This window comes from Streptomyces anulatus, from assembly GCF_014650675.1.
Lineage (GTDB): Bacteria > Actinomycetota > Actinomycetes > Streptomycetales > Streptomycetaceae > Streptomyces > Streptomyces anulatus.
Window position 1 is genome coordinate 402,525 of record NZ_BMVK01000004.1, and the last position, 23,341, is coordinate 425,865.

14 protein-coding genes are annotated in these 23,341 nt (G+C 73.5%); 10 read left to right on the forward strand and 4 right to left on the reverse strand.

Annotated elements, in window-relative coordinates; genetic code table 11:
- Window positions 1–231 precede the first annotated feature (231 nt).
- Window positions 232–1,110 (reverse strand): sigma-70 family RNA polymerase sigma factor, encoded by an 879-nt coding sequence (locus tag IE272_RS13425; RefSeq protein ID WP_098891749.1) that lies wholly within the window; start codon window positions 1,108–1,110, stop codon window positions 232–234.
- An 82-nt stretch (window positions 1,111–1,192) separates the two neighbouring features.
- Here IE272_RS13425 and IE272_RS13430 point away from each other — a divergent pair, with 82 nt between their 5' ends.
- Entirely contained in the window at window positions 1,193–1,642 is a 450-nt protein-coding gene (locus IE272_RS13430; protein WP_073959524.1) for a carboxymuconolactone decarboxylase family protein, read from the forward strand.
- Between the two features lie 173 nt (window positions 1,643–1,815).
- Here IE272_RS13430 and IE272_RS13435 read toward each other — a convergent pair whose 3' ends face one another.
- On the reverse strand, window positions 1,816–3,465 hold the full coding sequence (locus tag IE272_RS13435) for a DHA2 family efflux MFS transporter permease subunit (protein ID WP_190006917.1): 1,650 nt from the start codon (window positions 3,463–3,465) through the stop codon (window positions 1,816–1,818).
- Between the two features lie 126 nt (window positions 3,466–3,591).
- Between IE272_RS13435 and IE272_RS13440 the strand changes: the two genes are divergently transcribed.
- Complete coding sequence (locus tag IE272_RS13440; RefSeq protein ID WP_050362068.1) at window positions 3,592–4,080, forward strand: MarR family winged helix-turn-helix transcriptional regulator; 489 nt, start codon at window positions 3,592–3,594, stop codon at window positions 4,078–4,080.
- 224 nt (window positions 4,081–4,304) lie between these two features.
- On the opposite strand, the gene IE272_RS13445 is transcribed toward IE272_RS13440, so the two are convergent.
- Together IE272_RS13445 and IE272_RS13450 are read right to left on the reverse strand one after the other, a co-directional pair.
- Window positions 4,305–5,588 (reverse strand): MFS transporter, encoded by a 1,284-nt coding sequence (locus IE272_RS13445; protein WP_190006989.1) that lies wholly within the window; start codon window positions 5,586–5,588, stop codon window positions 4,305–4,307.
- A gap of 271 nt (window positions 5,589–5,859) precedes the next feature.
- Window positions 5,860–6,333, reverse strand: a complete 474-nt coding sequence (locus tag IE272_RS13450) for a MarR family winged helix-turn-helix transcriptional regulator (RefSeq protein WP_050362067.1) — start codon at window positions 6,331–6,333, stop codon at window positions 5,860–5,862.
- 422 nt (window positions 6,334–6,755) lie between these two features.
- Between IE272_RS13450 and IE272_RS13455 the strand changes: the two genes are divergently transcribed.
- The 8 genes from IE272_RS13455 to IE272_RS13490 all read left to right on the forward strand — a co-directional run bounded on the left by IE272_RS13455 (window position 6,756) and on the right by IE272_RS13490 (window position 23,292).
- A complete protein-coding gene (locus tag IE272_RS13455; protein WP_050362066.1) occupies window positions 6,756–7,616 on the forward strand; it encodes a DUF4132 domain-containing protein in 861 nt (286 codons plus the stop codon).
- Window positions 7,613–12,811, forward strand: coding sequence for a hypothetical protein (locus IE272_RS13460; RefSeq protein WP_190006919.1), 5,199 nt, complete (start codon window positions 7,613–7,615; stop codon window positions 12,809–12,811). The genes IE272_RS13455 and IE272_RS13460 overlap by 4 nt, the downstream gene beginning before the upstream one ends.
- Window positions 12,808–14,040 (forward strand): AAA family ATPase, encoded by a 1,233-nt coding sequence (locus tag IE272_RS13465; RefSeq protein WP_190006920.1) that lies wholly within the window; start codon window positions 12,808–12,810, stop codon window positions 14,038–14,040. Before IE272_RS13460 ends, IE272_RS13465 begins: the two co-directional genes overlap by 4 nt.
- A 3-nt stretch (window positions 14,041–14,043) precedes the next feature.
- Window positions 14,044–18,003, forward strand: coding sequence for a vWA domain-containing protein (locus tag IE272_RS13470; protein ID WP_229897297.1), 3,960 nt, complete (start codon window positions 14,044–14,046; stop codon window positions 18,001–18,003).
- A complete protein-coding gene (locus IE272_RS13475) occupies window positions 18,000–19,955 on the forward strand; it encodes a hypothetical protein (RefSeq protein WP_190006921.1) in 1,956 nt (651 codons plus the stop codon). Before IE272_RS13470 ends, IE272_RS13475 begins: the two co-directional genes overlap by 4 nt.
- Window positions 19,956–20,016: 61 nt before the next feature.
- Complete coding sequence (locus IE272_RS13480; protein WP_007453403.1) at window positions 20,017–20,328, forward strand: NIPSNAP family protein; 312 nt, start codon at window positions 20,017–20,019, stop codon at window positions 20,326–20,328.
- 78 nt (window positions 20,329–20,406) lie between these two features.
- Window positions 20,407–21,078, forward strand: a complete 672-nt coding sequence (locus IE272_RS13485) for an alpha/beta hydrolase (RefSeq protein WP_190006922.1) — start codon at window positions 20,407–20,409, stop codon at window positions 21,076–21,078.
- 147 nt (window positions 21,079–21,225) lie between these two features.
- Window positions 21,226–23,292, forward strand: a complete 2,067-nt coding sequence (locus IE272_RS13490) for a phosphocholine-specific phospholipase C (RefSeq protein WP_073959516.1) — start codon at window positions 21,226–21,228, stop codon at window positions 23,290–23,292.
- The last annotated feature ends 49 nt before the right edge of the window (window positions 23,293–23,341 follow it).

Here is a 23,341-nt window from a genome sequence, read left to right on the forward strand (position 1 = left end):
ATCGTGTCCGTACGATGATGGTGATGGAGACGGCCTGCTTGATCACCCAACCATGGTAGAGGGTTGGGCCGAAGATGTGTGGGGGTCGGCTTCGATGCGGTCTCCTCCGTCTCCTTCGCCCCCGTCACAGGGTGGGCATCGCAGGAACTCCCTCTCATCCTGAACAAGTTCAGCAGTTTCGCGGCCGTGCAGCCCGCCGAAGCGGGCCGGGCGTACCGCCCCGGCAGGGACTCACGCCGGATCGGGCAGGTCCATCAGTGCGAGCTTCGACGGGTCCGCCATGACCGTGATGCCGGTGATCCGGCCGTCGGCGACGGTGAACGCGAGGACCGAGAGCGGGGTGCCGTCCTCGCGCCAGGAGACGACTCCTGGGAGGCCGTCGACGAGCACCGCTCGCCCCTGTGCGGCTGCGCCGGCGGACAGGTGCGCGCCGGCTGCGACCTTGGTGGCGCCAAGGGCGACGACGGTGCCGGACGGGGTGTCGACGGTCAGTTTCACCTCGGGGTGGAGAACTCGCAGCAACTCCTCGAAATCCCCGCGACGCGCCGCCGCCAGGAAGGCCTGGACGACCTCTCGTTCCTCCTGACCGACACCGGTCGGGCGCTCCGCCGTCCGCACCTTCCTGCGGGCGCGGCTGGCGAGCATCTTGGCGGCGGCGGTGGACTTGCCGAGGATGTGGCCGATCTCGTCGAACGGCACCGCGAACAGGTCGTGCAGGACGAACGCCAGCCGCTCGCTCGGCCCGAGCGACTCCAGGACGACGAGGAGTGCGAGCCCGACCGAGTCGGCGAGCACCGCGTCGTCCTCGGGAGCGGGACCGTCGTCGAGCGTCACCACGAGCTCGGACAGGCGGTCGTCGTAGGACGACTCCGGGCGGGCCTGGCGCGACCGCAGGACATCGAGACTGATCCGGCCGACCACCGTGGTCAGCCAGCCGGCGAGGTTGTGGATGGTCGTCGAGTCCTGGCGGGAGAGCCGCAGCCAGGCCTCCTGGACCACGTCCTCGGCGTCGGCGTGTGATCCGAGCATGCGGTGGGCGACCGCGCGCAGCCGGTCGCGTTGGGCCTCGAACGCCTCGGACATCGTGTCTCTCGGGTTGGTGTCGTACATGTCGTTACCTTCCTCGGCTCTGCTCCGTCATGGGGATGACGGGCCCGGAAGGGCGCAGGTAACCGATGAAGGAGCAGGACCGATGGAAGCACGCATGACAAGCCCGGCCGATCCCGACGTGACCACGGCGATCCAGCACCTCTACAAGGCGGTTCACGCCGGGGGAGTTGACCAGCGGCTGCTGGGGCTGGTCCACCTGCGCGCCAGTCAGATCAACGGATGCAGCCCCTGCATATGGGCCACGACCCGGGCGGCGATGAAGGCCGGTGAGACGGAGGAGCGGCTGCACAACGTGGTCGCTTGGCGTGAGACGCCGTTCTTCAGCGAGGAGGAGCGGGCCGCCCTCGCCCTGACCGAGGCCGCCACTCGGCTTCAGGACGGCGCACCGGGCGTGACCGACGAGATCTGGGACGCCGCCGCCGACCACTTCAGCGAGGAGCAGCTGGGAGCGATCACGCTGGAGATCGCGCTGACCAACTTCTTCAACCGCATCAACCGGACGGTCCGGGAGCAGGCCGGCAAGACCTGGTGAGCCGGGCGGTCACCTCGGATACCGGCCCGGGGCCGCAGCCTCGGTCGACGTGCTGGGAACGGCTGCTCCGTGGAGGAGTTTCCGGTCCAAGAGGGCAAGACGCCGTTCCGGTTCGGACTTCACTTTCCGGCCTCACGCATCAGCGTGAGGCCGGAAAGCGCGTCGGCGGACCGTCAGCGGGTCATGGCCTCCGGGACCGCCGCCGGGTCGGCTTCCCCCGCAGCGGCCGCGGGGGAAGCGGGGGAAGCGGGGATGAGGAAGGACGCGATGAGTCCGAGGAGGACGAATCCGGCGGCGACGTAGCCGCCGAGGACCACGCCGTCCGTCATCGCGGCGCGGGCCGCGTCCGCGACGGAGACCGTCTGCGGGTTCGCGGCCAGGGGGCCGATCGCGGCTCCCGCGCTGTCGGTGACGGCCCCGGTGAGCCGGCCCGCCTCGCCCGTGGGCAGGCCGCCGTCGGTGAGCCGGTCGTTCAACCGGGTGCTGAGCGTGGTGAAGAACACCGTGGTCAGGGCGGCGATGCCGAGCGCGGAGCCGAGCTGCCGGAAGGCGCTCTGAATCCCGGATGCCTGTCCAGAGCTGGCTTCGGGGATGTCGTTGAGGACGACGTTGGTGACCTGGGCGGTCGCGAAACCGACGCCGATTCCGTAGAGGAAGAGCACCAGGGAGACGGACCACCAGGAGCTGTCCGGGGCGGCGATCAGCCCGATTCCGGCGAGCCCGACGACCTCCAGCGCGAGGCCGACGCGCAGCTGGCGCAGCGGGGGGACCTTGGCGGCCATACCGAAGCTCGCGCCGCTGGCGACGAACGAGCCGATGGCGACAGGGACGAGGGCCAGACCGGCCTGCAGGGCGCTGTAGCCGAGAGTGAACTGCAGCCACAGCGGCAGGATCGCGACGACGCCGAACTCGCCGATTCCGATGATCAGCGTGGCGATGTTGCCGCTCCGGAACGACGCGATGGAGAACAGGCTCACATCCATCAGGACCCGGTCCGCGTCACCCCTGCGGCTCAGGGCGGTCTGCCTCCGTACGAAAGCGAACAGGGCGGCGGCCGACAGGACCAGGGCCACCAGGACGGGCGAGGGGCCGCCGGACCAGGTGAGGCCGAGGACCTCCAGCGGGTGCACGCCGACGATCCACCCGTACGTACGTCCCTCGACAAGGCCGAATGCGAGCAGCCCGAGACCGGCGACGGAGAGCAGCGCGCCCGGTACGTCGATACGGCCCAGGGTCCGGGGCGAGGGAGCCATGTACAGAAGTACACCGGCCCCGACGAGCACGGACAGCGGCACGTTGATGCCGAACGCCCAGCGCCAGGAGGCGTGCTCGGCGAGCCAGCCGCCCAGCAGCGGGCCGAGCGCGGCGGCAGCGCCGATGGTCGAGCCCCACACGGCGAACGCCTGGCCGCGTGCCTTGCCGGTGAAGGTCGCCTTCAGCAGGGAAAGGGAGGTCGGCAGCAGCATCGCCGCTCCGGCGCCCTGGAGGAACCGCGCCACGATCAGCAGCCCGCTGTTGGGTGCGAGCCCGGCCAGCACGCTGGTCGCACCGAAGACGACGACACCACCGAGGAAGACCCGGCGGGCGCCGAAGATATCGGCCAGCCGGCCGGTGAGCAGGAGCAGCGCCGCGAAGACGATCGCGTACGACTCCTGGATCCACTGTGTCTGGGCCGAGGTGGCGTCCAGGTCCTCGATGACCGAGGGGACGATCACGTTCACGATCGTGGTGTCCACCACGATCAATGCCACGCCCAGCGCGATCGCGATCAGGCCGAGCCACCGGCGGGTGGTAGTCGGTTCACGCACAAGAAGTCCTTCCATCGTGGAATAGTTCCACAAAGAAAGTAGATTCGGAGCGGTAGGTTGTCAAAAGCCGCAGGTGCGGCGCGGCCCATGGGGGACACACGGGTGCCGGATCTCGGAGGAAGGGTGGCGTTGGCGTTGGCCGTGGAGGAATCGGCGCACAGCGGTGTGGCGGAACAGCGGGAACGGCTGATCGAGGGGCTCCGGGCCTACGGCGGCCACTTCACCGAGCTGAGTCGTCTCTTCGCCGACTGGCTGGGCCTGCACTCCACGGACGCCACCGCGCTGCTGGAGGTCGCCGCGGCGGAGGAGCGGGGCGCCCCGCTGTCCCCGGCCCGCCTCAGCGAGCGGATCCTGCTCTCCCCGAGCGCGACGACCGCCCTGCTCAACCGGCTCGAACAGGCCGGGCACATCATCCGCAGCCGGGAGCACACCGACCGCCGGGTCATCACCCTGCGCAGCAGTGCCCATGTCCAGGAGCGCGCCGACGAGTTCTTCCGGCCCCTGGGCGTCCGCCTGGACGCCGTGCTGGCCGGGCACCCACCGGAGGTGCTGGCCGGCTTCGAGGCCCTGCTCGCCGACCTGAGCGCGAGCATGGACACGTACATCGCCGAGCGGACGGAGAAGACCTGATGCCCAACCGGCCCGGCCTCCACGGCCGCGCGTCCGGATCGGCCGTCACCACGCGCTCCGCATCCTGACCGGGCCGGCTCTCCCGGGCCGACGCGGGCCGGATGGACATGCGCCGGCAGGTCGAAGCGGTCGCACCACCGCGACGAGCGCAAGAATCACGCATGATCCTTCGGGCCTGGGCGGATCGGCAGCGTGGTCAGAAGGCCGAACGCCCGGCTCCCGGATCACTCATTCGTTGCCGGCGCCTGCTGTTCTGCGTCAGGGATCCGTTCGCTCACCGGAGGGGCGGCGGTGACTGCGGCAAGCCGACGGGGCCGGTGCAGGGCTGTTGCCGCGGACAGCACGGCCGGGGCCGCGGCGAGTGCGAAGCATGCGGGCAGGGGGAGGCGGCCCACCAGCAGCCCGGTTGCGGCTGTCGCACCCGCTGAACCGGCGTTGAAAGCGGTGTTGACCCATGCGCCCGCTCTGGTGCGGGCGGCCGGATGGGCGTACTCGTCGGCGATCAGGTAGGTGGTGGTGATGGCCGGGGCGATGAACAGCCCGCTGAGCGCCGCCCACGCGATGAGTACGTAGGGATGGGAGGAAAGCCCCGTCGCGGCCAGCGTCAGTCCCAAGGCCGCCGCCAGGAATGCCAGCCGCAGCCTGCTCGACGCGCGCCACGGGACGGCGCCGTAGATCAGGCCGCCGATGGCGCTGCCCCCGGACAGCGCGGCCAGGATCCAGGTGACCGCCGCAGGGTTCCGGTGTTCGTCGGCGAAGGCGATCACCAGGAGATTGAACGCGCCCAGACATATGCCCACCGTGGCGGAAACGGCGATCGCCTGACGCAGCCCGGCGCCGCCTTGCAGCGGCCGTCGACCCGGCGGGGCGGGTTGCCCGCCGGAGTCGAACTCCTCGCACGGCGCCGGCCCGGAGGAGGCCTTCTTGTGGCCAACCCCGCCGCGGACCGCCGGGGATGAGGCCAGGGCGAGTGAGCCGGTCAGTACGAGTGCGGCGCTCACCGCGAGACCGATCGATGGTGTCGCGATGTGCAGCAGCAGTCCCACCAGCAGTGGTCCTGTGACGAACAGGAGTTCCTCGGCGACCGTGTCCAGGCTGAACGCGCGCTGCAGCAGCCGCGGGTCGGGAACCATGTCGCGCCACAGAGTCCGCATCACCGGGCCGAGCGGCGGTGTGCATGCTCCGGCGGGCACGGCCAAGCCCCCCAGGAGGATGCCTGAGGTGCCGGGCCACGAGGTCGCGAAAGCCAGTCCGGTCAGCAGCAGTGCGTAGGCGGCGGCCATGGGGGGCAGCGCTCGGCGCGGCCCGTACCGGTCGACCAGACCGGCACGGGTCGGCGAGAGAAGGACGCTGGTCAGCCCGAACAGAGCCATGACGGTGCCGGCCGCGGCGTAGGAGTCGGTGGCCTCTTTGATCGCCAGCACCAGCGACAGGGAGACCATTCCGTAGGAGAGCCGGCCCAGCAGTGCGGCGCCGAACGTGCGGCAGGCATGGCGGGTGCGCAGCACAGCCGCATAGGAAGGGGTGATGGAAGACGCAGGCATGTTCATGTTCCTCGGAGAGGCGGCGCCGAGGTGATAGGCGCTCAAACGTGCATGGGCAGCGAGGGCCACGCCCGGTGGGCGTGGTCATCTCGGGCTCCTAGGCACGGAAGAGGAACATGCGGTCAACGTAGCAGAGCCGGTGCCGGTCGGGCCGGTCCCGTCCTCACCGGCATCGGCGTCGATGCCTCGGTCACCGCTCCGACTCGGCCTGGCGGTCGGCCCCGGTGGGCGCCGCTCAGCCTCCTTCGGTTTCCCGGCGCACGGTAGCGGCGATGCGGGTCAGCGCGGCCTCGAGGTGGCGGCGCTGAGCGGCGCTGAGCGGATCGAACACGAGCCGCTTCACCTGCGCGACGTGTTCCGGTGCGCTCTCGACGAGCTTCTGCCGGCCGGCGTCGGTCAGCGTGGCGAGGGTGTATCGACCGTCGCCCGGGTCGGTTCGGCGGGCGACCCAGTCGCGGGCTTCGAACCGATCCATCACCTTCGACAGCCGGGGCTGGGTGCTGTCGCAGAGCCGGGCCAGTTCGCTGAGCCGCATCGTGGCCTCGTCGGCCATGGACAACTGCGCCAGGACCCCGTACTCGAAGTTGGAGATGCCCGCGTCCCGCTGCAACTGACGGTCCAGGGCCGCCGGGAGGGCGATGACGACGGTGAGAAGCGCCTGCCACAGGTCCTGCTGGTCGTCGTCGAGCCAGGGCGACTGAGTGTCCATGAGCCCCATCATACGTGCCCGAGCAACTCGGACCACTTGCCCAAGCAAGTGATAATGCTTTCCCTGGCAAGTGAAGGAGTTGATCTCGACGACGGCCACGAGCAGCCTGGCTCGGCATGAGGAGGCCGGCGACGGGCGGCTGCCCGGCAAGACGTCGTCCTCGCTCCTGAGCCTCGCGTCCGGTGTTCCGGCGGTCGCTCCGGCGGGTTCCCGTGGTGTGGCGGACCGGACATCGGGGCGACGGTGGGCGCGAAGGCGGTCCTGCTGGGGTGCGGTCCGCGGGACGACGAGGAGGGGGTCCGGACGCGTTGTCACTGGGGCCGCCTAGAGTCTCTCCCACTCGTCACGGTGCGTTGCCGTCGACGGGTCTCATCAGCGTGCCACCGGTTCGGCGGCCGTTCGGAAACAGGGGAGAACAGCGCATGGGGTGGGTTTCGGCAGGCGACTATGAAGTCGCCCTGGAGGCGGGCAAGGTGGTCTGCCGTAACGGGAAGGGGCGGCGGCTGAAGTCCGTTCCGGCCAAGTTGAAGGACGACCCGGCGGTCGTCGGTCTCCGGCAGTTGACCGAGTGGCTGGAGCGGCACGAACGCCGGTGCCTGACCGACGTGGAGCAGTGGATGGTGCGTTCGCTGCCCGTTCCCACGGCCGTGCTCGCCCGGGTCTGGCCCGACCCGGCGTGGCAGGCGGCCCTGCGGGACGTCGTGGTCACCGGCGCCGACGGCGGGGTCGCGGGATTCCTGCGCGATGTCGATTCCGAGCGTGGTCTCGGCCTCGTCGACCTGGACGGTGACACGGTCCGCATCACCCCCGACGTCGTCAGCGTGCCCCACCCCGTCCTCCTCGACGACCTCGAAGACCTGCGGGAGTTCGCGGTCGAACTGGGAGTGAGCCAGAACGTGGAGCAGTTGTTCCGAGAGGTGTGGCGCCGCCCGCCGGGCCTCGCCCCGGAGACCACCTCCGTGGATACCTACGCCGGAGGCGTGTTCAAGGAACTGCGCTTCCTGCACGGCCGCGTCACCCAGCTCGGGTACCGGTCGCGCGGGGGATACGCGGTCTGCCCGGTCGTCGAGGACGGCGCCACCGCCGAGGCGCGCATCTGGATCGGCGAGCACGACGGATACGACGAATACGGCACCGAGACCGGCCCCCTGGGCTGGACCGACCCCTCGGGGCGCGCGCTGACGGCCGCCGAGGTCGGTCCCGTGGCGTGGTCGGAGGGCATGCGGATGGCGGCGGCACTCTACGCCGGCCGCGACGTGGAGGACGAGGAGCGGGCGGCATGAGCATCACGACGACGAACACCGACGCGAGCACGACGGCACCGGACGCGGCCGTCCTTCCCGCCCAGGCCCGGGGCGACAGCACCTCCGGCCTCGCCGCCGAGGCCCGTGCGACGGCCCTGCTGGACGCGGGCGCGATCCTCCCGGCCGGCACCACCGACCGGGACGACGCCGACGCGCTGACCGCACGCACCTACACGCACACCGCCCTCGGCGACCGCCCCGTGGTCCGGCTCGTGCCCGGAACGCTCGGCGAAGCCGAGGACCTGGCCCTGGAGTTCCTCGGGCTGGCCCGGACCGCCGAGGCCCCCGTCGTGGGTCAGGTGCGCCGCGAGACGCTGGGCTTCCCGGCCTGGGCACTGGTCAACGACCCGGCCAACGGGCACCACGCCCTGGCCCTGGTCAAGGACATCGAGCGGCTGGGCCGGCAGGCCAGGGGCCGTGCCGGAGCGGCCAAGGAGGGCTTCGACGCGCTCGGCGCACGGCTCGGCCGGGCCGTGCCCCACTTCCTCCCCACCTACTACGAGCAGGTGGCACGCCTCTTCCTCCAGGCGGAGAACCCCACTTACGCCGCCTCGTTCTTCGGCAAGGCCCGCGAGGCCGAGCGGGTGCACGGGCTGGTCGTGGACGAGGAGCGGCAGCGGGCCGTCTTCCTGGAGTTCGCCCTCGTCGGCGCGCTGACCGTGAAGGCGCTCCGGCAGTACGTACGGGACTTGGTGGCCCGGCTCGAACCGGCGGACGCCTGGGCGCAGTTCCGCCGTCTGCTGGTCGAGCGCTGTGCGGCCGGCATGCCGCCGTACGCGGCGCTGCCCCAGGACGTACGCGCCCTGGTCAAGGCCGCCGGGCTGGACCGGGAGGCCGCCGAACGTGACCTGGTGGCCGATCTGATCGGCTCTCCGGGAGTCGTCCGCGCACCCTCCTCGTTCTGGGAGACCTACCGCTCCGCGCTCGTCGACCTCGCCCGACGGGACGCGACCGTGCGGGTCCGGCTCCTCGGCTTCTTCCCGGAGACCTTCAGCGAGAGCGGCCGGAACGCGGACGGCGAACCGGGCTGGCTCGCCCTGCTGGCCGAGTCCGGCGCCGACGAGCTGCTGACCGCCCTCCCGGACACCTCCGGCACCCCGGCTTCCGCATCCGCCGCGCTCTCCGCTTCGTCCGTCTCCCCGGCGGACTGGCTCGCCCGCTGGGAGGCACACCGAGGGCGCAGCCGGGTCACCTCGGGCCGCTGCCCGGGGACCCTCGGCCTGACCGCCCGGATGGCGGACCGGCTGCGCGCCGACGGGCACCCCGTCGACCTGTTCCAGGGCCGCTGGCAGCGCACCGCCGATCTGGACCTTCTCGACCTCTGCCTGGCCTCCGGCATCCCCGTCGCCGAGCCGGACGACCAGGACGCGGGGACCGCGCGGTCCCTCGGGGTCCCGATCGGCCCGTGGCTCACCGACACCACACCCGGCGCGCGCGATCTCACCGCCGTCGCCGAACGGCCGTTCTTCCGCGCCTTGCTGAGCCGGAACGTCGGGGACCTGGGCGACGGACACCGCCAGCGGCTGAGCGACGCCGGCCTGGCGAAGGTCGCGGCCCACCCGGTGCTCTCCGTCGTCCTGCGGGAGTGGCTGACCGCCCGCGCCGAGGAGTACGCGGCCGCGCGAGGGCTCCCCGGGCTGCGCGCCGCTCTCAACAGGCTCTCGTCGTTCGGTTCCGTGGTCGCGGACGTCGCCCCGGAAGCCGTACGACTCATCGAGGGCCACGACGTCGTGCCGCTGCTCGCCGCCACCCTGCGCGCCGGCGTCCTCGACGAACTGGGCTGGCCCGCACTCGACGAGACCTACGCCGAACTGGCCGCCGAGGCCGCGGCCGCCGGGCGCCGGCAACACAACCGGCGGGAGACCGCCGGCGTCACCGGTGCCTGGCCCGCGCTGATCCTGAACACCCTCGAACGGGCCGTCGTCGTCGGCCCGGAAGGCGTTCTGCTGCGGCACACCCTGCGGCTGCCCGCCACCGTCGACCACTGGCGGACGATCGCCCTGCGTTACGTCGACGGCGAGTTGCTGGTCATTTGGTGGGAGGACGGCAAGCAGCGCGGCTACTGGTCGCACCGCCCCGCCGAGGTGTTCACCGTCGGCGGCGAGCAGATCCCCCGCTGGGGCGGCTCCGGCCCCTCCGACGAGGTCTGCCTGCCGCTGCCCGGAGGCGGCCGCGCCACGGGCGGAAAGGCCCTGCACGCGGGCGACACGTCCCTCCCGCCCCAGCGCGCCGTCATCTCCGACGGCACCGGCTACTGGCGAGAGGGCCACCAGGGCACGCAACGGGTGTGGCTGGAGTACGACCCGGCAGGCGGCACGCACGGCCGCGCCTCCCTCCCCGCCTTCCTCCGTTCCGGGGTGCGGGACGGCGCCAGACTGCTCGCCGAGCACTGCCAGGTGCTGCCGCTCCAGCCCGGTCTGGAGACCACCCCGTTCGGCACCGACGGCACGGTCCTCGGCCGCTGGGTCCGCCGCACGGTCGCCGAGACCGGCACGGCCGCCCCCGCCGACGGGCACCGGACCGTCACCGGCACCCCCGACGGCCACACGGTCACCCTGCCGCACCCGCTGCCCGGCGGCGGCTCCCCGGTGCCGCTCGGCGCCCTCGCCCTGCCCGGCGGGTCACGGCTGGTCGCGGCCCTGAACCACCGTTCCGTGGAGGCGCACCCGGCGGACACCGACGGCACCGGCGGCAGGCTGTGGTCCGTCACCACCGACTCCTCCGGCGGGAACGACGCGGCGGGCACCCCCTACGTGCCTCCCGTCTCCTACTGGCACGCCCTGCGCCCGAGGGACGAGCGGGGCTCCATGGCCCTGCGGAACCTGACGGACGCCCGGGCGGAGGAACTGTTCAACGAGGTCGCCGCCGCCGTCGCCCGGCACCTGGAGGCGTTCCGGGCCGTCGAGGAGTACACCGGGCCCTCCTCCCGGGAGCTGACCGAGGAGGCCGCCGCCCGGGTACTGCCCGAGGTGTCCGACGCACGGCTCCTCGCGGGCGTCACCGCGCTCGTCCGGGACGCGGTGGACCGGGCTGTCGCGGCCGCCCGGTATCTGGAACCGCCCAAGCCCGTGCAGCCGGCCGCTCCCCGGGACACCGCGCGCACCAAGGGCATGTTCTTCGACCACGCGCCCGAGCACGGCGACGACACGACGCTGCGGAACGCCTCCGCCTGGGGCTCCGAGCGGATGCACGGCAACTGGTGGGGCGGCGGGAACCGGTGGACCGCGATCCGGCAGATCCTCGCCGTGAACCACGTCCTCGGCGGTGAGCCGGCGTTCGGCCCGCCCACGCCGTCGAAGGTCCCGTTCACCTCCGTGGACGGCTGGCAGCGGGACGAGTACACCGTGCCCGGCGACTCCCTCACCTGGACCTCCGTCCTCGACAAGCTGCCCGAACTGGCCTACCGGGCCGCCTCGGCCACCACCTCCCCCGAACACCGCACCGGGCTCCTCGTCCTGCTGGAAGCCCTCGCGGCCGGCCCGCTGGCCGACCCGGCGGGCACGGTCCGGCTGGTGGAGCTCATCGAACCGCTCGGCGGAGAAGCACCCGGACGGGGACGCCCCGAGGCCGTGCACCGCCTCGGCCAGGTGCTCCGCAAGGGCGCCCGCACGGTCGTGGTCCTCGCCGACCGAGGCCGGAACACCCGGGACGACGCGGCGTGTTGGCTCGCCCTGGACCACGACCCGACCGGCGCCTTCGGTCCCGTACCCGGCTTCACCCTGGACCACGAGCGTGTTCACCGGCAGGGCATCGCCCGCGACCGGCTCACCCGGCTCACCGCCCTGGTGCGGGAGCAGGGCCCGGCACCCTGGCGCCCGGAGGCCGCCGAGGCGTTCCACACGGCCACCGGAATCGGTCCCCTCCAGTCCGCCGCCCTTCTGTCGGCAGCCGTCCAGGAACCCGGTGCCGAGGCGCTCACGCTGCTCGGGGCGAAGACACGCGCCTTCGAGGAGGCCCAGGCGAGGCTGGACGCCCTGCCCCGCGACGACCGGCACGCCCTGCTCCGAGCGCTGCTCCCCGAGGACCCGGCCGAGCTGTGGGCCACGGGCCCCGACATCCGGGCCGCCGCCGAGGTCTGGCAGGAGCGCCTGACCTCCCTCGTCCGCGTCCCCGAGGAACTGGACCTCGACCTCTCGGGCACCACCTCGGGCGCCGTCGACCTGGTCCTCAACGCGGGCTCCCGGACCTGGCTCGCCCACGGCACCCCTGTCCAGGACGGCACCGGTCGCCCGGGCCTGCGCGTGGCGGGCGCACGCGGTACGGTCGCCTCCGCCCTGACCGCTCTGCACACCCTCGCCTACACCCTGCCGTACGGGCACCCCCTGCGGGCGCACCTGCCCGTCGGGCTGGCGGCCCTGCGCGGCCGCCTCGCCGATCCGGACCTGGTGCTGGACCTCGGTCTGCACTGGACCGAGTCGGGAGGCCCGATCGGCGCCACGGTACGCGCCGCCCACGGGCTCCCCGAGTCCGGCGGCGCCGACGCCGACGGACTGGTCCGGGCCGGCACGGCGCTGCTCCTCGCCCCCGGGTACGGCAACAACGAGAAGCTGCTGATTCGCCCGGCAGGCATGGCAGGCCCCGACGACCCGGCGTTCGGCCTGGTCGAGGGCACCGTCGCCAGTCACGGCACCGGCGACCTCCTCGCCCTGCGCGCACTGCTGGGCGAGGAGACCGACGCGTTGGCCTCGGCGGGCGCCCCCGACGGCTCCCCGCACCACCCGGCCCAGGACCCGACGCGTGCGGTGCCGGAGCTGGTGGCCGAGGCGGGCAAGGCCCTCGACCTGAGCGCGGACGCCGCCGCCCTCTATCTGATGCTGCTCGCCCTGCCCGACCCCACGGACCGCAACTGCGTCCGCTGGACCGAGTGGAAGCCCGCACGGATCAAGAAGGCCCGGGCGGAACTCGCCGCCACCGACCTGGTCGTGGAGGCCAAGCGCTCCCGCGCCGGCCGCTCGCTGTTCCTCCCCTGCGGCTGGCTGGAACGCGGCGCCCCCGGACTGCCCCTGGAGACCTGGAAGGAACGCCTGTACCCGGTGGCCGGATCCTCCCGGACCCTGCCCCACCTCCCCGTGCCCGAGCTGTACGCAGCCGCCTGGGCACGGGTCCGCGACGGCGACGCCCCCGCCTTCGAAGAACTGGACACCCGCGCAACCCGGAAGGGCCGCCGTCGATGACGAACGACACCACGACCACCACGACCACGTCGGAAAGCACCACCACCGGCGGCGTCCCGGGCCAGGCGGCGGCGCCCGGCCGGGAGCACCGCCAGATCATGCTCCCCGAGGACCGGTACGCCACCGAACTGGCCTTCCTCGCCGCCCACGACCCCGGCCCCCGGCCGCCCGGCTGGCTGCTCACCCCGCGCGCCGTCGTCACCTTCGTGACGGGCAGCGGGGGCGATGCACTGGGCCTGCCGAAGGGCGCCGCCCCCGGTGACGGGGTGCCGCGCCGCCTGGTGATCGAGCAGAAGTTCGTCGGCGAACGCGCCCTGGTCGAACGGTGCGTGGTCACCCTCGCCGGGGAGCGCGGACTCCTCCTCGTGGGGGAACCCGGCACCGCCAAGTCCATGCTCTCCGAACTGCTGTCGGCGGCCGTTTGCGGGACCAGCGCACTGACCGTGCAGGGGACCGCGGGCACCACCGAGGATCAGCTCAAGTACGGCTGGAACTACGCGCTGCTGCTCGCCCAGGGACCCACCGAACAGGCACTGGTGCCCTCCCCGGTACTCGCCGCCATGACCCGGGGGGCCGTCGCCCGGGTCGAGGAGGTCACCCGCTGCCTGCCGGAGGTCCAGGACGCTCTCGTGTCGCTGCTCTCCGAGCGGCGCATCGCGGTTCCCGAACTCGCGGGCGGCGAGGGCGCCCAGGTGCACGCGGCCCCCGGGTTCACCCTCATCGCCACCGCCAACCTGCGGGACAAGGGCGTCTCGGAGATGTCCGCCGCGCTGAAGCGGCGTTTCAACTTCGAGACCGTGGGCCCCATCGGGGACCTGGACGCCGAGACCGCGCTCGTACGACGCCAGTCGCGGGCAGCCGTCGAACGTGTGGGCGCCGCCTACCAGGTAGACGAGGCGGTCCTCGAAGCCCTGGTCACCGCCTTCCGGGATCTGCGTGAGGGCCGCTCGGCGGAGGGCTGGGAGGTGGAGCGCCCCTCCACGGTGATGAGCACGGCGGAGGCGGTCTCCGTCGCGGGCTCCCTCGGCCTGGCCGCCGCTTACTTCCCCGGCGACCGGGACGTGCTCTCCCTCCTGCCCGGCCATCTGCTCGGCGTCGTCCGAAAGGACGACCCCGCCGACGCGGCACGGCTGCTGGGGTACTGGGACGGGCCGGTGCGCAGGCGCGCCGAGCAGGGGTCGGCCACCTGGCGTGCCCTGTGGGACCTGCGCGCGGTGCTGGAGAACTGACGGATGAGCGAGTCGACCATCCCCGGGACGCGGTCCACCGCGGAGGTGCCGCCCACCGCCGAGGCAGCGCCCACCGCCGGCCCGCCGGCCGCCTACCCGGCGGGGAGCCCGGCGGCCGGGCCCGCTGTCCCGGAGGCCGGGCCTGCCACCTCGGAGGCCGGGCCTGCCACCTCGGCATCTGGGCCTGCCACCTCGGAAGCCGCGGTGGCGGCCCTCGCGGCGACCGGACCCGGGTCGCCGTTCCTGATCGGGGTGCGCCACCACGCGCCCTCGCTGGCGGCCGCCCTCCCCGCGCTGCTGGACGCGGCGGCCCCCGACGTCCTCCTCGTCGAGCTGCCCGCCGAGTTCCAGCCCTGGCTGGGCTGGCTCGCCCACGAGGAGACCGAGGCGCCGGTGGCGCTGGCCGCCGTGCCCGCCGGCGGGCCCGGACCCGGATCGGCCGGCGAACGGGGGCCGGCCTTCTACCCGTTCGCCGACTTCTCGCCCGAACTGGTCGCTCTGCGCTGGGCGGCGAGAAACGGCGTCCCGGCGGTGGCCTGCGATCTGCCGCTGGCCGACCGGGCGTGGGCGGGGCGCGGAATCGACACCCCCGCCCCTGTCCCGGATGCCGACTCCGCCCCCGGGCAGGGGGAGGGGCGGGGGCTGTCCGACGCGCTCCGGTCCCGGCTCACCGGCCGGGACGGCGACGATCTGTGGGACCGGCTGGTGGAGGCCCTCGCGCCCGGTTCGACACCCGAGGCGCTCCGCCGTGCCGCCCTGCTCACGGGCTGGGCGCTGCGCCACGAGGCCGAGGCGCGGGGCGAGGTGCAGGGCACGGACCTGGTGCGCGAGGCGTGCATGCGCCGACATGTCGCCGAGGCCCTGGCGAGCGGACGGCGCCCCGCCGTGGTGGTGGGAGCCTTCCACACCCCGGCGTTGCTGCCGTCCGCCGCCGCGGCCGCCGGCGGCCCCGCACCGGAAGCACCGGAAGCAGCGCAAGCGGCGGAAGGAGCGGAAGCACCGGACCGAGCCGTCGTGTCAGGGCCGGGCACGGACGGCCGGGTGCACGCCGCCGGGACCGATACGTGCACGGTCTCCCTGGTGCCGTACACGTACCCGCTGCTCGACTCACGCTCCGGCTACCCGGCCGGCATCCGGGACCCGGAGTGGCAGCACACCGTCCTGGACGCCGCCGGGGACCCGGCGCTGTTGCACGAGGCGCTGATCCGCACCGCGGTCCGCGTCTGCGCCGCCCTGCGCGACCAGGGCCACCCCTACGGCCCGGCGGACGGCCGGGAGGTCGTCCGGGTGGCCGGTGACCTGGCCCGCCTGCGCGGCCTGCCCGCCCCCGGCCGCGGCGAGCTCCTGGAAGCCGTGCAGACGGTGCTCGGGCGCGGCGAGACCTATGGCACGGGCCGTGCCGTGGCCCGGGCCCTCGAACAGGTACTGATCGGAGCCCGTACCGGGCGGCCCGCCCCCGCCGCTCCGCGCAGCGGACTGGGCCCCGCCGTCGAGGCCGAGACCGAGGCGCTCGCGCTCCCCGGTCCGGAGGACGCGCACGAGAAGACACCGCGAGACCTCCGCCTCGACCCGGCGCGCTCCCCCCTGGACCGGCGCCGCGAACTGCTGCTGCGCAGGCTGACGGTGTGCGGCATCCCTTACGCGCAGGAGCAGGGGGTGGCCGGTGCGGCGGGCGGTGAAGGACTCACGACGCGCTGGCAGGTGCGGTGGACCCCGGCGACGGCCGCGATGCTCACAGCGGCCGGGGCCCGCGGTGTCACCCCGGCCCAGGCGGCCGAAGGCGTGCTGCGGCAGCGGCATGCGGCCGAGCGCGCGGAGGGCGGCCCGACGGCCGCCCAGGTCGTGGGCGGCCTCACCGGTGCCGCCGAGTGCGGGCTCCCCGCCCTGGCCGACGAACGCCTGACGGAACTCGCGGCCGTCCTCCCCGCGAGCGGCACCCTTCCCGAACTCCTCTCCGGACTTGACCTGCTGGATCGCCTCGACGCCGGGCACCTGCCGGGCATGGGCCTGCCCGACGCCACCGCGGCTCCGGACGCGACGGCCACCGCCCGTGCCGTCCGCACCGCGCACGCGGCCGAACTGCTGACCTCGGCCGCGGTACGCCAGGTCGACGGTCTGACCGGCTCCGAGGACCCCGAGGATGCCCGGGCGCTGCTCGAACTGGCCCAGCGGGCCGACCGGGTGGGCGGCATCCGGCTCACCGACGCCCTCACCCGGCTGGCCGCCGACGGCGCCCCGCTGATCGCGGCGGCCGCCGGTGCGGTCAGGGTGCTCACGGGCCACGAAGAGGCGGAGTCCTTCGGGGGGCGCGTGGCCTCCTGGGTGGACGGGGCCGTGGACAGCACCTCCCGGGCCGCGCTCACCGCCCGCCTCACCGGCGTCCTGACGGTGGCGGGCCCGCTCCTGACCGTCGGCATCGGCGCCCTGGACCCGTTGCTGCACCGGGTCGTCGAGCTGGACGACACCGCGTTCCTGGCCCGGCTGCCGGCCCTGCGCGGTGGGTTCGACACCCTGAGCCCGGCCGCCCGGGACCGGCTGCTGGACACCGTCGAGGAGCGGCTCGGCGAACGGGTGGACACCCTCGACGCGGACGACCCGGCCGAGTTGGCCCGCCGGACGACGGCCGACCTCGCGGCCCGCGAGCTCCTGGCCGGCCTCGGCCTGCCCGTCCCGCCACCAGCGGACGACGACCGGTTCCCACCGCCGCCCGGCCGTCCCACCGCGACGCGCCCCGCACCCGACACCGCACCCACCACCGCACCCGATGCCACTCCCTCCGACGAGGCCGACACCACCCCCTCCGCCGAGGCCACCTCCGTACCTTCCGCCGAAGTCGCCCCCGCGCGGATGCTCGCGCCCGCCGACCGCTGGCGGCTCGTGCTCGGTCGGCGGGCCGACCAACTGCCGTCCGGGGCCGCCCGCCTGGCGACCGCCCTGGACGAGCTCTACGGCGCGGGACACGGCGAGGGATCCCGTGGCGGACTGCCCGGCCCCGGCGGCACCGGACCGCGCGGCGGCCGGGAACCGTCGTTCCCCGGCGTCCGCGAGTGGTCCGAGGAACTGGCCGCGCTGTTCGGCCCCGGCGTCCGTGAGGAGGTCCTCGCCGCCGCAGCCGTGACAGGACGGCAGGACGTCCTCGCCGAGCTCGACCCGGCGGCCACCACCCCTTCCGTGGAGCTGCTCCGGACGATCCTGCGGTACGCGGGCGGTCTCCCCGAAGCCCGCCTCGCGGCGCTCCGGCCGCTGGTCCGCCACCTGGTCGACGAGCTGACCCGGCAGCTCGCCACCCGGCTGCGACCCGCTCTCACCGGCACGATGCTGGCCCGGCCCACCCGCCGCCCCGGCGGCAGGCTGGACCTGCCGCGCACGCTGCGCGCCAACCTGGCCACCGCCCGCCGGACGGCCGACGGAACGATCCAGGTGATCCCTGAGAAGCCCGTGTTCCGCAGTCGTGCCCGCCGGTCGGCCGACTGGCGCCTGATCCTGGTCACCGACGTCTCCGGATCCATGGAGTCGTCCACGATCTGGTCCGCGCTGACCGCCTCCGTGCTCGCCGGGGTGCCGACCCTGAGCACCCATTTCCTGGCGTTCTCCACGGAAGTCGTCGATCTCACGGGCCACGTGCACGATCCCCTCTCCCTCCTGCTGGAGGTGAGCGTGGGCGGGGGTACGCACATCGCCGCCGGGCTGCGGCACGCCCGCAGCCTGATCGCGGTGCCCAGCCGCACCCTCGTCGTCGTCATCAGCGACTTCGAGGAGGGCGCGCCGCTCGCCGGACTGCTGGCCGAGGTGCGGTCACTGGTGACCACCGGCTGTCACGTCCTCGGGTGCGCGAGCCTCGACGACGCGGGCCGGCCCCGCTACTCGACGGGCGTCGCCGGACAGCTCGTGGCCGCCGGCATGCCCGTGGCGGCCCTCAGCCCACTCGAACTGGCCCGCTGGATAGGGGAGAAGACCGCATGAACGCCGACCGGTTGCCACCTGTCGCGCCGGAAGTCACGGCCACGCTCGTGGAGAACCTCTCGCCCCGGCTGCGCAAGCGGCTGGACGCGGCGGTCACCAAGCTCGGCGCCCGCACGACGCGCCGCGACGGGGACACCGTGACGATCGAGGTCGACGACGAGACCGAGTTGCGCCTGCACGCCCCGGGCGGCGTGGTGGCGACGACGGACGCCATCACCTGCGGCTGCCTCCTCGCCCCGGCATGCGTCCACCGCGCGGCCGCCGCGTGCGCCGCCCCCGCGGCGGACCTGGCGCCGGAGCTGGTCGACCGGCCCACCGCGGAGGTCCCCGACCCCGTCTCCGTAACCGACCTCGCCGCCGCGTCCGCAACTGCCCCAGCCTCCGAAACCGACCCTGCCTCCGTAACCGACCGAACCTCCGAAATCGATCCTGCCTCCGCGACCGATCGAACCCCCGAAACCGCCTCCGCAACCGACCGAGCCCCCGTAACCGACCGAGCCCCCGCGCCGGCCCTCGACTCCGCCTCCTCGCCCGAGGTGGCGAGCCCGGACCAGCGTGCCGCCGCCGACGCCCTGTGGTCGGCGGGCGCCGCCGTGCTGGAGGCCGGCGTCGACGGGGCCGGCGCCGTCACCCAGTCGGCCCTCCTCCGCGCCGCGCACACCGCCCGGCTCCGGCAGCTGCCGCGTGCCTCGGGTGCCGCGCTGTCCGTCGTCACGCTGCTGCGCGCGGCCCGCGCCGGGGACCCGTCCTACCGGACCGCCGACCTGGTCACGGCCCTGGCCGAACTCCTGGGCACCGCGCACCGAGTGGGGACGTCGTCCGGTGCGGAGCTGGCCGCCGTCCGAGGCCGCGCGCGCCGCCCGTACAGCCCGGACGGCTCGCTGCGCCTGTACGGCCTGTTCACCGAACCCGTGGTCACCGACTCGGGGCACGGCGGCGTCCGCACCTGGGTCGCCGGATCCGACGGCCGCCTCTTCACGGTCGGCGACGTGGCGCCCGGCGGTGTCGGGCGCGCCCTGGGCGTGGCCGACCGGGCCGTGCGCCTGGGGGACAGCGCGCTCACCCACCGCGAGCTGGGCCGGGCCGGCCTGGCGGTCGCGGGGGCGACGGTGTCGCCGGACGGCAGACTGGGCGCGGGGAAGGGCGTCAAGGCCGTCACCGCCCGGGGCGCGGCGTGGACGGAGCCGCCGCTCGCCGCCCTGTGGGAGACGCCGCCGTCCGAACAGGCCGCTCGCGCCCTGCGGTCCACCTCCCGCTACGCGGACCCGGACGGCGGCGGCAGCGACCTGCTCTTCCTGGACGTCGAACTCCTCGGCGCGGTACGGGAATCGGGCGGATCCTGCCTGCTCGCCCGGTGCGCGGGAGGCGTTCCCGTCCGGCTCACCGTCGCCGACGACGACCCCGCGCTGGCCCACCGCGACAACGTGACGCTGCTGGGCGCGGCGCCGGGGACCCGGCTGAGGATCATCGGCCGCCTGGTGCCCGCCCCCCACCCCCGGCTCACCCTCCTCGCCTGTTCGCACCCCTCCGGCGAGGGCACGATCGACCTCGGCTTCGACCGCCTGCGTCGCGCCGATCTCCCGGACCCGACCGCCCCCGTGCACCCTGCCCCGCCCCGGCCCGGAGGGAGCGGCGCGCACTCACCCCTGTACCTCCTGGAGCGCCGGGTCGAACAGACGGTCCCGGCGGGCCGCGCCGCTCTCGGCATGCTCGGCGACGTCACCGCCGAGACCCGCCGGATCCGCCGCGCCGGTCTCCCCACGGCCGCCGGACTCCTCACCGCCCTGTGCGCCTCGGCGGCCCGACGCGATCGCGATCTCTTCGGCCGCCTGCTCCCTGCCGACACCGACGGTTTCGCCACCCACTGGCTGGCCGCCGCCCGTTACACGGCCGCCGTGGCCGAGTCCCTGTGCTCGGCGGCCTGGGATCCGACGCAGGAGGGCGCCCGATAGGCGCGGCCGTTCCGACGTCCCTGCTCACGAAGTCCGAACCGCCGCACGGCATCATGCAGGCATGATCACCATTCACCTGAAGTACGAGATCGACGCCGACAAGCTCGAGGACTTCGAGGAGTACGGCCGCCGCTGGGTCCGGCTCGTCAACCGTTTCGGCGGAACCCACCACGGCTACTTCCTGCCGAGTGAGGGCGACAGCGACATCGCCTACGCCCTCTTCTCCTTTCCCGGCCTGGCCGCGTACGAGCAGTACCGCACGGACAGCATGTCCGACCCGGAGTGCCAGGAAGCGTTCCAACTGGCCCGTGACACCCGTTGCATCAAGCGGTACGAACGCCGCTTCCTCCGGCCGCTCGACGACCGGTCCTAGGGGGCGGCCGGCCGCCGTGGGCGTCGTGGTGGCGGACCCGGTCCATGGGCCGGACCCCAATCGAGGAGGCGGGTGAACATGTCGGCCGTAGTGCTCGTCCACGGCCTGTACCACCGTCCCGAGCATTTCGGCAGGGTGGCGGAACGCTTGCGTTCCGAGGGCATCGAGGTCGTCGTTCCCGAACTGCACCGAGGCTCGCTGTCCGCAGACACCGCGGCGGTCCAGGCCGCTGTCGACTCACTGGCGGAGCCTCCGCTGGTGCTCGGCCACTCCTACGGCGGGTCGGTGATCACCGGGGTGCGCGGAGCGGGACACCTGGTCTATCTGACGGCCTTCGTACCGGACACCGGCGAAAGCGCGGCCACTCTGGGCGGGGCGTCCCCGCGCCTCCAGGAGGCGATCGGCCCCGGGCCCGACGGCTCGACCCGGCTGCGTCCCGGCCTGGCCGCCGATGTCCTCTACAACGGCTGCTCCGAAGCCCTCGCCGCCTGGGCTGTCGGTCTGCTCCGCCCGCAGGCCCCCGGCTGTGGGCGAGGTGTTCCGCGGCGTCACAGCTGGAAGGACACGCCCTCCACGTATGTCGTCTGCGGCCGGGACCTGGTCATCGCCCCTGCTCTGCAGCGGAGGATGGCCTCGCGCTGCACCGAGGTACGTGAGTGGCGGACGGGCCACTCCCCGTTCGTGGGGCACCCCGGTCTCCTCGTGGAACTCCTGCGGGAACTCCTCGCCGCCGGCACCCCGCACAGGTGAGACGGGAAGGCCCCGCTACCGCGCTGCGCCGCCCGCCGGTCGTACGGTCGGCGTTAACCGATCCGTCACGGCCTCTTCCGTTCTGTTCGGTTCTCTTGGAACATCCTGTTCGCTTCTGTTCCCCACACTCCAAGAGGCCCCTCACTCATGGCTGATATGAATCGGCGCCGCTTCTTCCAGATAGCCGGCGCGACGGCGGGATTCGCCGCACTGTCCGGCAGCATCGACCGTGCCGCCGCCATCCCCGCCCACCGGGCTTCCGGGACGCTCCAGGATGTCGAGCACATCGTCGTCCTGATGCAGGAGAACCGTTCCTTCGATCACTACTTCGGGGCGTTGAAAGGTGTCCGGGGGTTCGGTGACCCGCGGCCCGTGACGCTGCCGAGCGGGAAGTCCGTCTGGCATCAGGCCGATGGGACGGGCAAGGAGACCCTGCCGTTCCACCCGACCGCCGACGACTTGGGGATGCAGTTCCTCCAGGGCCTCAACCATGACTGGGCGGGCGGCCACCAGGCGTACAACGGCGGGCGGTACGACCGCTGGATCCCCGCCAAGACGCCGACGACGATGGCCCATCTGACCCGGGACGACATTCCCTTCCACTACGCGCTCGCCGACCGGTTCACCGTGTGCGACGCCTACCACTGCTCGTTCATCGGGGCCACCGACCCCAACCGCTACTACCTCTGGTCGGGGCACACCGGCAACGACGGCACCGGCGGCGGACCCGTCCTCGGCAACGAGGAGCGCGGCTACGGCTGGACGACGTACCCCGAACGTCTGGAGGAGGCCGGGGTCTCCTGGAAGATCTACCAGGACATCGGCGACGGCCTGGACGGCCCCGGCGGCTGGGGCTGGATCGACGACGCCTACCGGGGCAACTACGGCGACAACTCGCTGCTCTACTTCGACAAGTACCGCAACGCACAGCCCGGGAACCCGCTGTACGACAAGGCGCGCACCGGCACGAACGTGGCAGGCGGCGACGGCTACTTCGACGGCATCGCCGCCGACGTCCGGGCCGGAACACTGCCGCAGATCTCCTGGGTCGCCGCACCGGAGGCCTTCACCGAGCACTCCAACTTCCCCTCCAACTACGGCGCCTGGTACATCGCGCGGCTGCTGGACGCGCTGACGTCCGACCCCGAGGTGTGGAGCCGGACCGCACTGTTCATCACCTACGACGAGAACGACGGCTTCTTCGACCACGTCGTGCCGCCCCATCCGCCGACCTCCGCCGACCGGGGCCTGTCCACGGCCGACACCTCGACCGAGGTGTACGCGGGCGGCATCTCGTACGGCCCCGGTGTCTACGGACTCGGGCCGCGCGTCCCGATGCTGGTCGTCTCGCCCTGGAGCACCGGCGGCTACGTCTGCTCCGAAACCTTCGACCACACCTCGGTGCTGCGGTTCATGGAGCAGCGCTTCGGCGTGCGCGAGCCGAACATCTCACCGTGGCGGCGCGCCGTCTGCGGCGACCTGACCTCCGCCTTCGACTTCGCCCGCACCGAGCCCGCCCCCGGCGACCTGCCGGACACCTCCGCCTACGAGCCCCCGGACCGCGAACGTCACCCCGACTACCGGCCCACCCCGCCCGCCGTCGGATCCCTGCCGAAGCAGGAGCCGGGCAGCCGCCCCGCCCGGCCGCTGCCGTACGCCCCGTACGTCGACGGCGCCGTCGACGCGGGCACCGGGAAGATCGCGCTCACCTTCAGCCCGGGGACGGCGGCCGGCGCGCAGTTCTACGTCACCTCCGGGAACCGGACCGACGCTCCGTGGACGTACACCGCCGAGGCGGGCAGGACGGTGTCGGACGCCTGGAACTCCGCCTACTCCGGCGGCGCCCACGACCTCACGGTCCATGGCCCCAACGGCTTCCTCCGTACGTTCAGGAGCCCGGGTTCCACCGTCGGTCCCGAGGTCACCGCCCGCCACAACGACGGGAGCGGCAACCTCGACCTGACCCTCACCAACCCCGGCGACACCGAGGCCCGCCTCACTCTCTCCAACGCCGAGGCCTACGGGGGAGCGGAGCAGTCGGTCACGGTCCGGCCCGGCGCCACGGTGTCGCGCACCATGGACCTGAAGGCGGGCAGGCGCTGGTACGACGTGTCCGTCACGGCCGAGGGCGACCCCGGCTTCCTGCGCCGCTTCGCCGGTCACGTCGAGACGGGGGCCGACGGCGTCAGCGACCCGGCAACGGCCACGGGCTGACGACGAGGAGGGCCCGACAGCGAAACGGCGGGGGCCCGGACCGTCTCCG

Coding starts and splice junctions, on each gene's coding strand:
- IE272_RS13425 (WP_098891749.1), bottom strand. CDS start 1,110: ATGTACGACACCAACCCGAGAGACACGATGTCCGAGGCGTTCGAGGCC.
- IE272_RS13480 (WP_007453403.1), top strand. CDS start 20,017: ATGATCACCATTCACCTGAAGTACGAGATCGACGCCGACAAGCTCGAG.
- IE272_RS13470 (WP_229897297.1), top strand. CDS start 14,044: ATGAGCGAGTCGACCATCCCCGGGACGCGGTCCACCGCGGAGGTGCCG.
- IE272_RS13430 (WP_073959524.1), top strand. CDS start 1,193: ATGGAAGCACGCATGACAAGCCCGGCCGATCCCGACGTGACCACGGCG.
- IE272_RS13460 (WP_190006919.1), top strand. CDS start 7,613: ATGAGCATCACGACGACGAACACCGACGCGAGCACGACGGCACCGGAC.
- IE272_RS13490 (WP_073959516.1), top strand. CDS start 21,226: ATGGCTGATATGAATCGGCGCCGCTTCTTCCAGATAGCCGGCGCGACG.
- IE272_RS13475 (WP_190006921.1), top strand. CDS start 18,000: ATGAACGCCGACCGGTTGCCACCTGTCGCGCCGGAAGTCACGGCCACG.
- IE272_RS13465 (WP_190006920.1), top strand. CDS start 12,808: ATGACGAACGACACCACGACCACCACGACCACGTCGGAAAGCACCACC.
- IE272_RS13435 (WP_190006917.1), bottom strand. CDS start 3,465: ATGGAAGGACTTCTTGTGCGTGAACCGACTACCACCCGCCGGTGGCTC.
- IE272_RS13455 (WP_050362066.1), top strand. CDS start 6,756: ATGGGGTGGGTTTCGGCAGGCGACTATGAAGTCGCCCTGGAGGCGGGC.
- IE272_RS13485 (WP_190006922.1), top strand. CDS start 20,407: ATGTCGGCCGTAGTGCTCGTCCACGGCCTGTACCACCGTCCCGAGCAT.
- IE272_RS13450 (WP_050362067.1), bottom strand. CDS start 6,333: ATGGACACTCAGTCGCCCTGGCTCGACGACGACCAGCAGGACCTGTGG.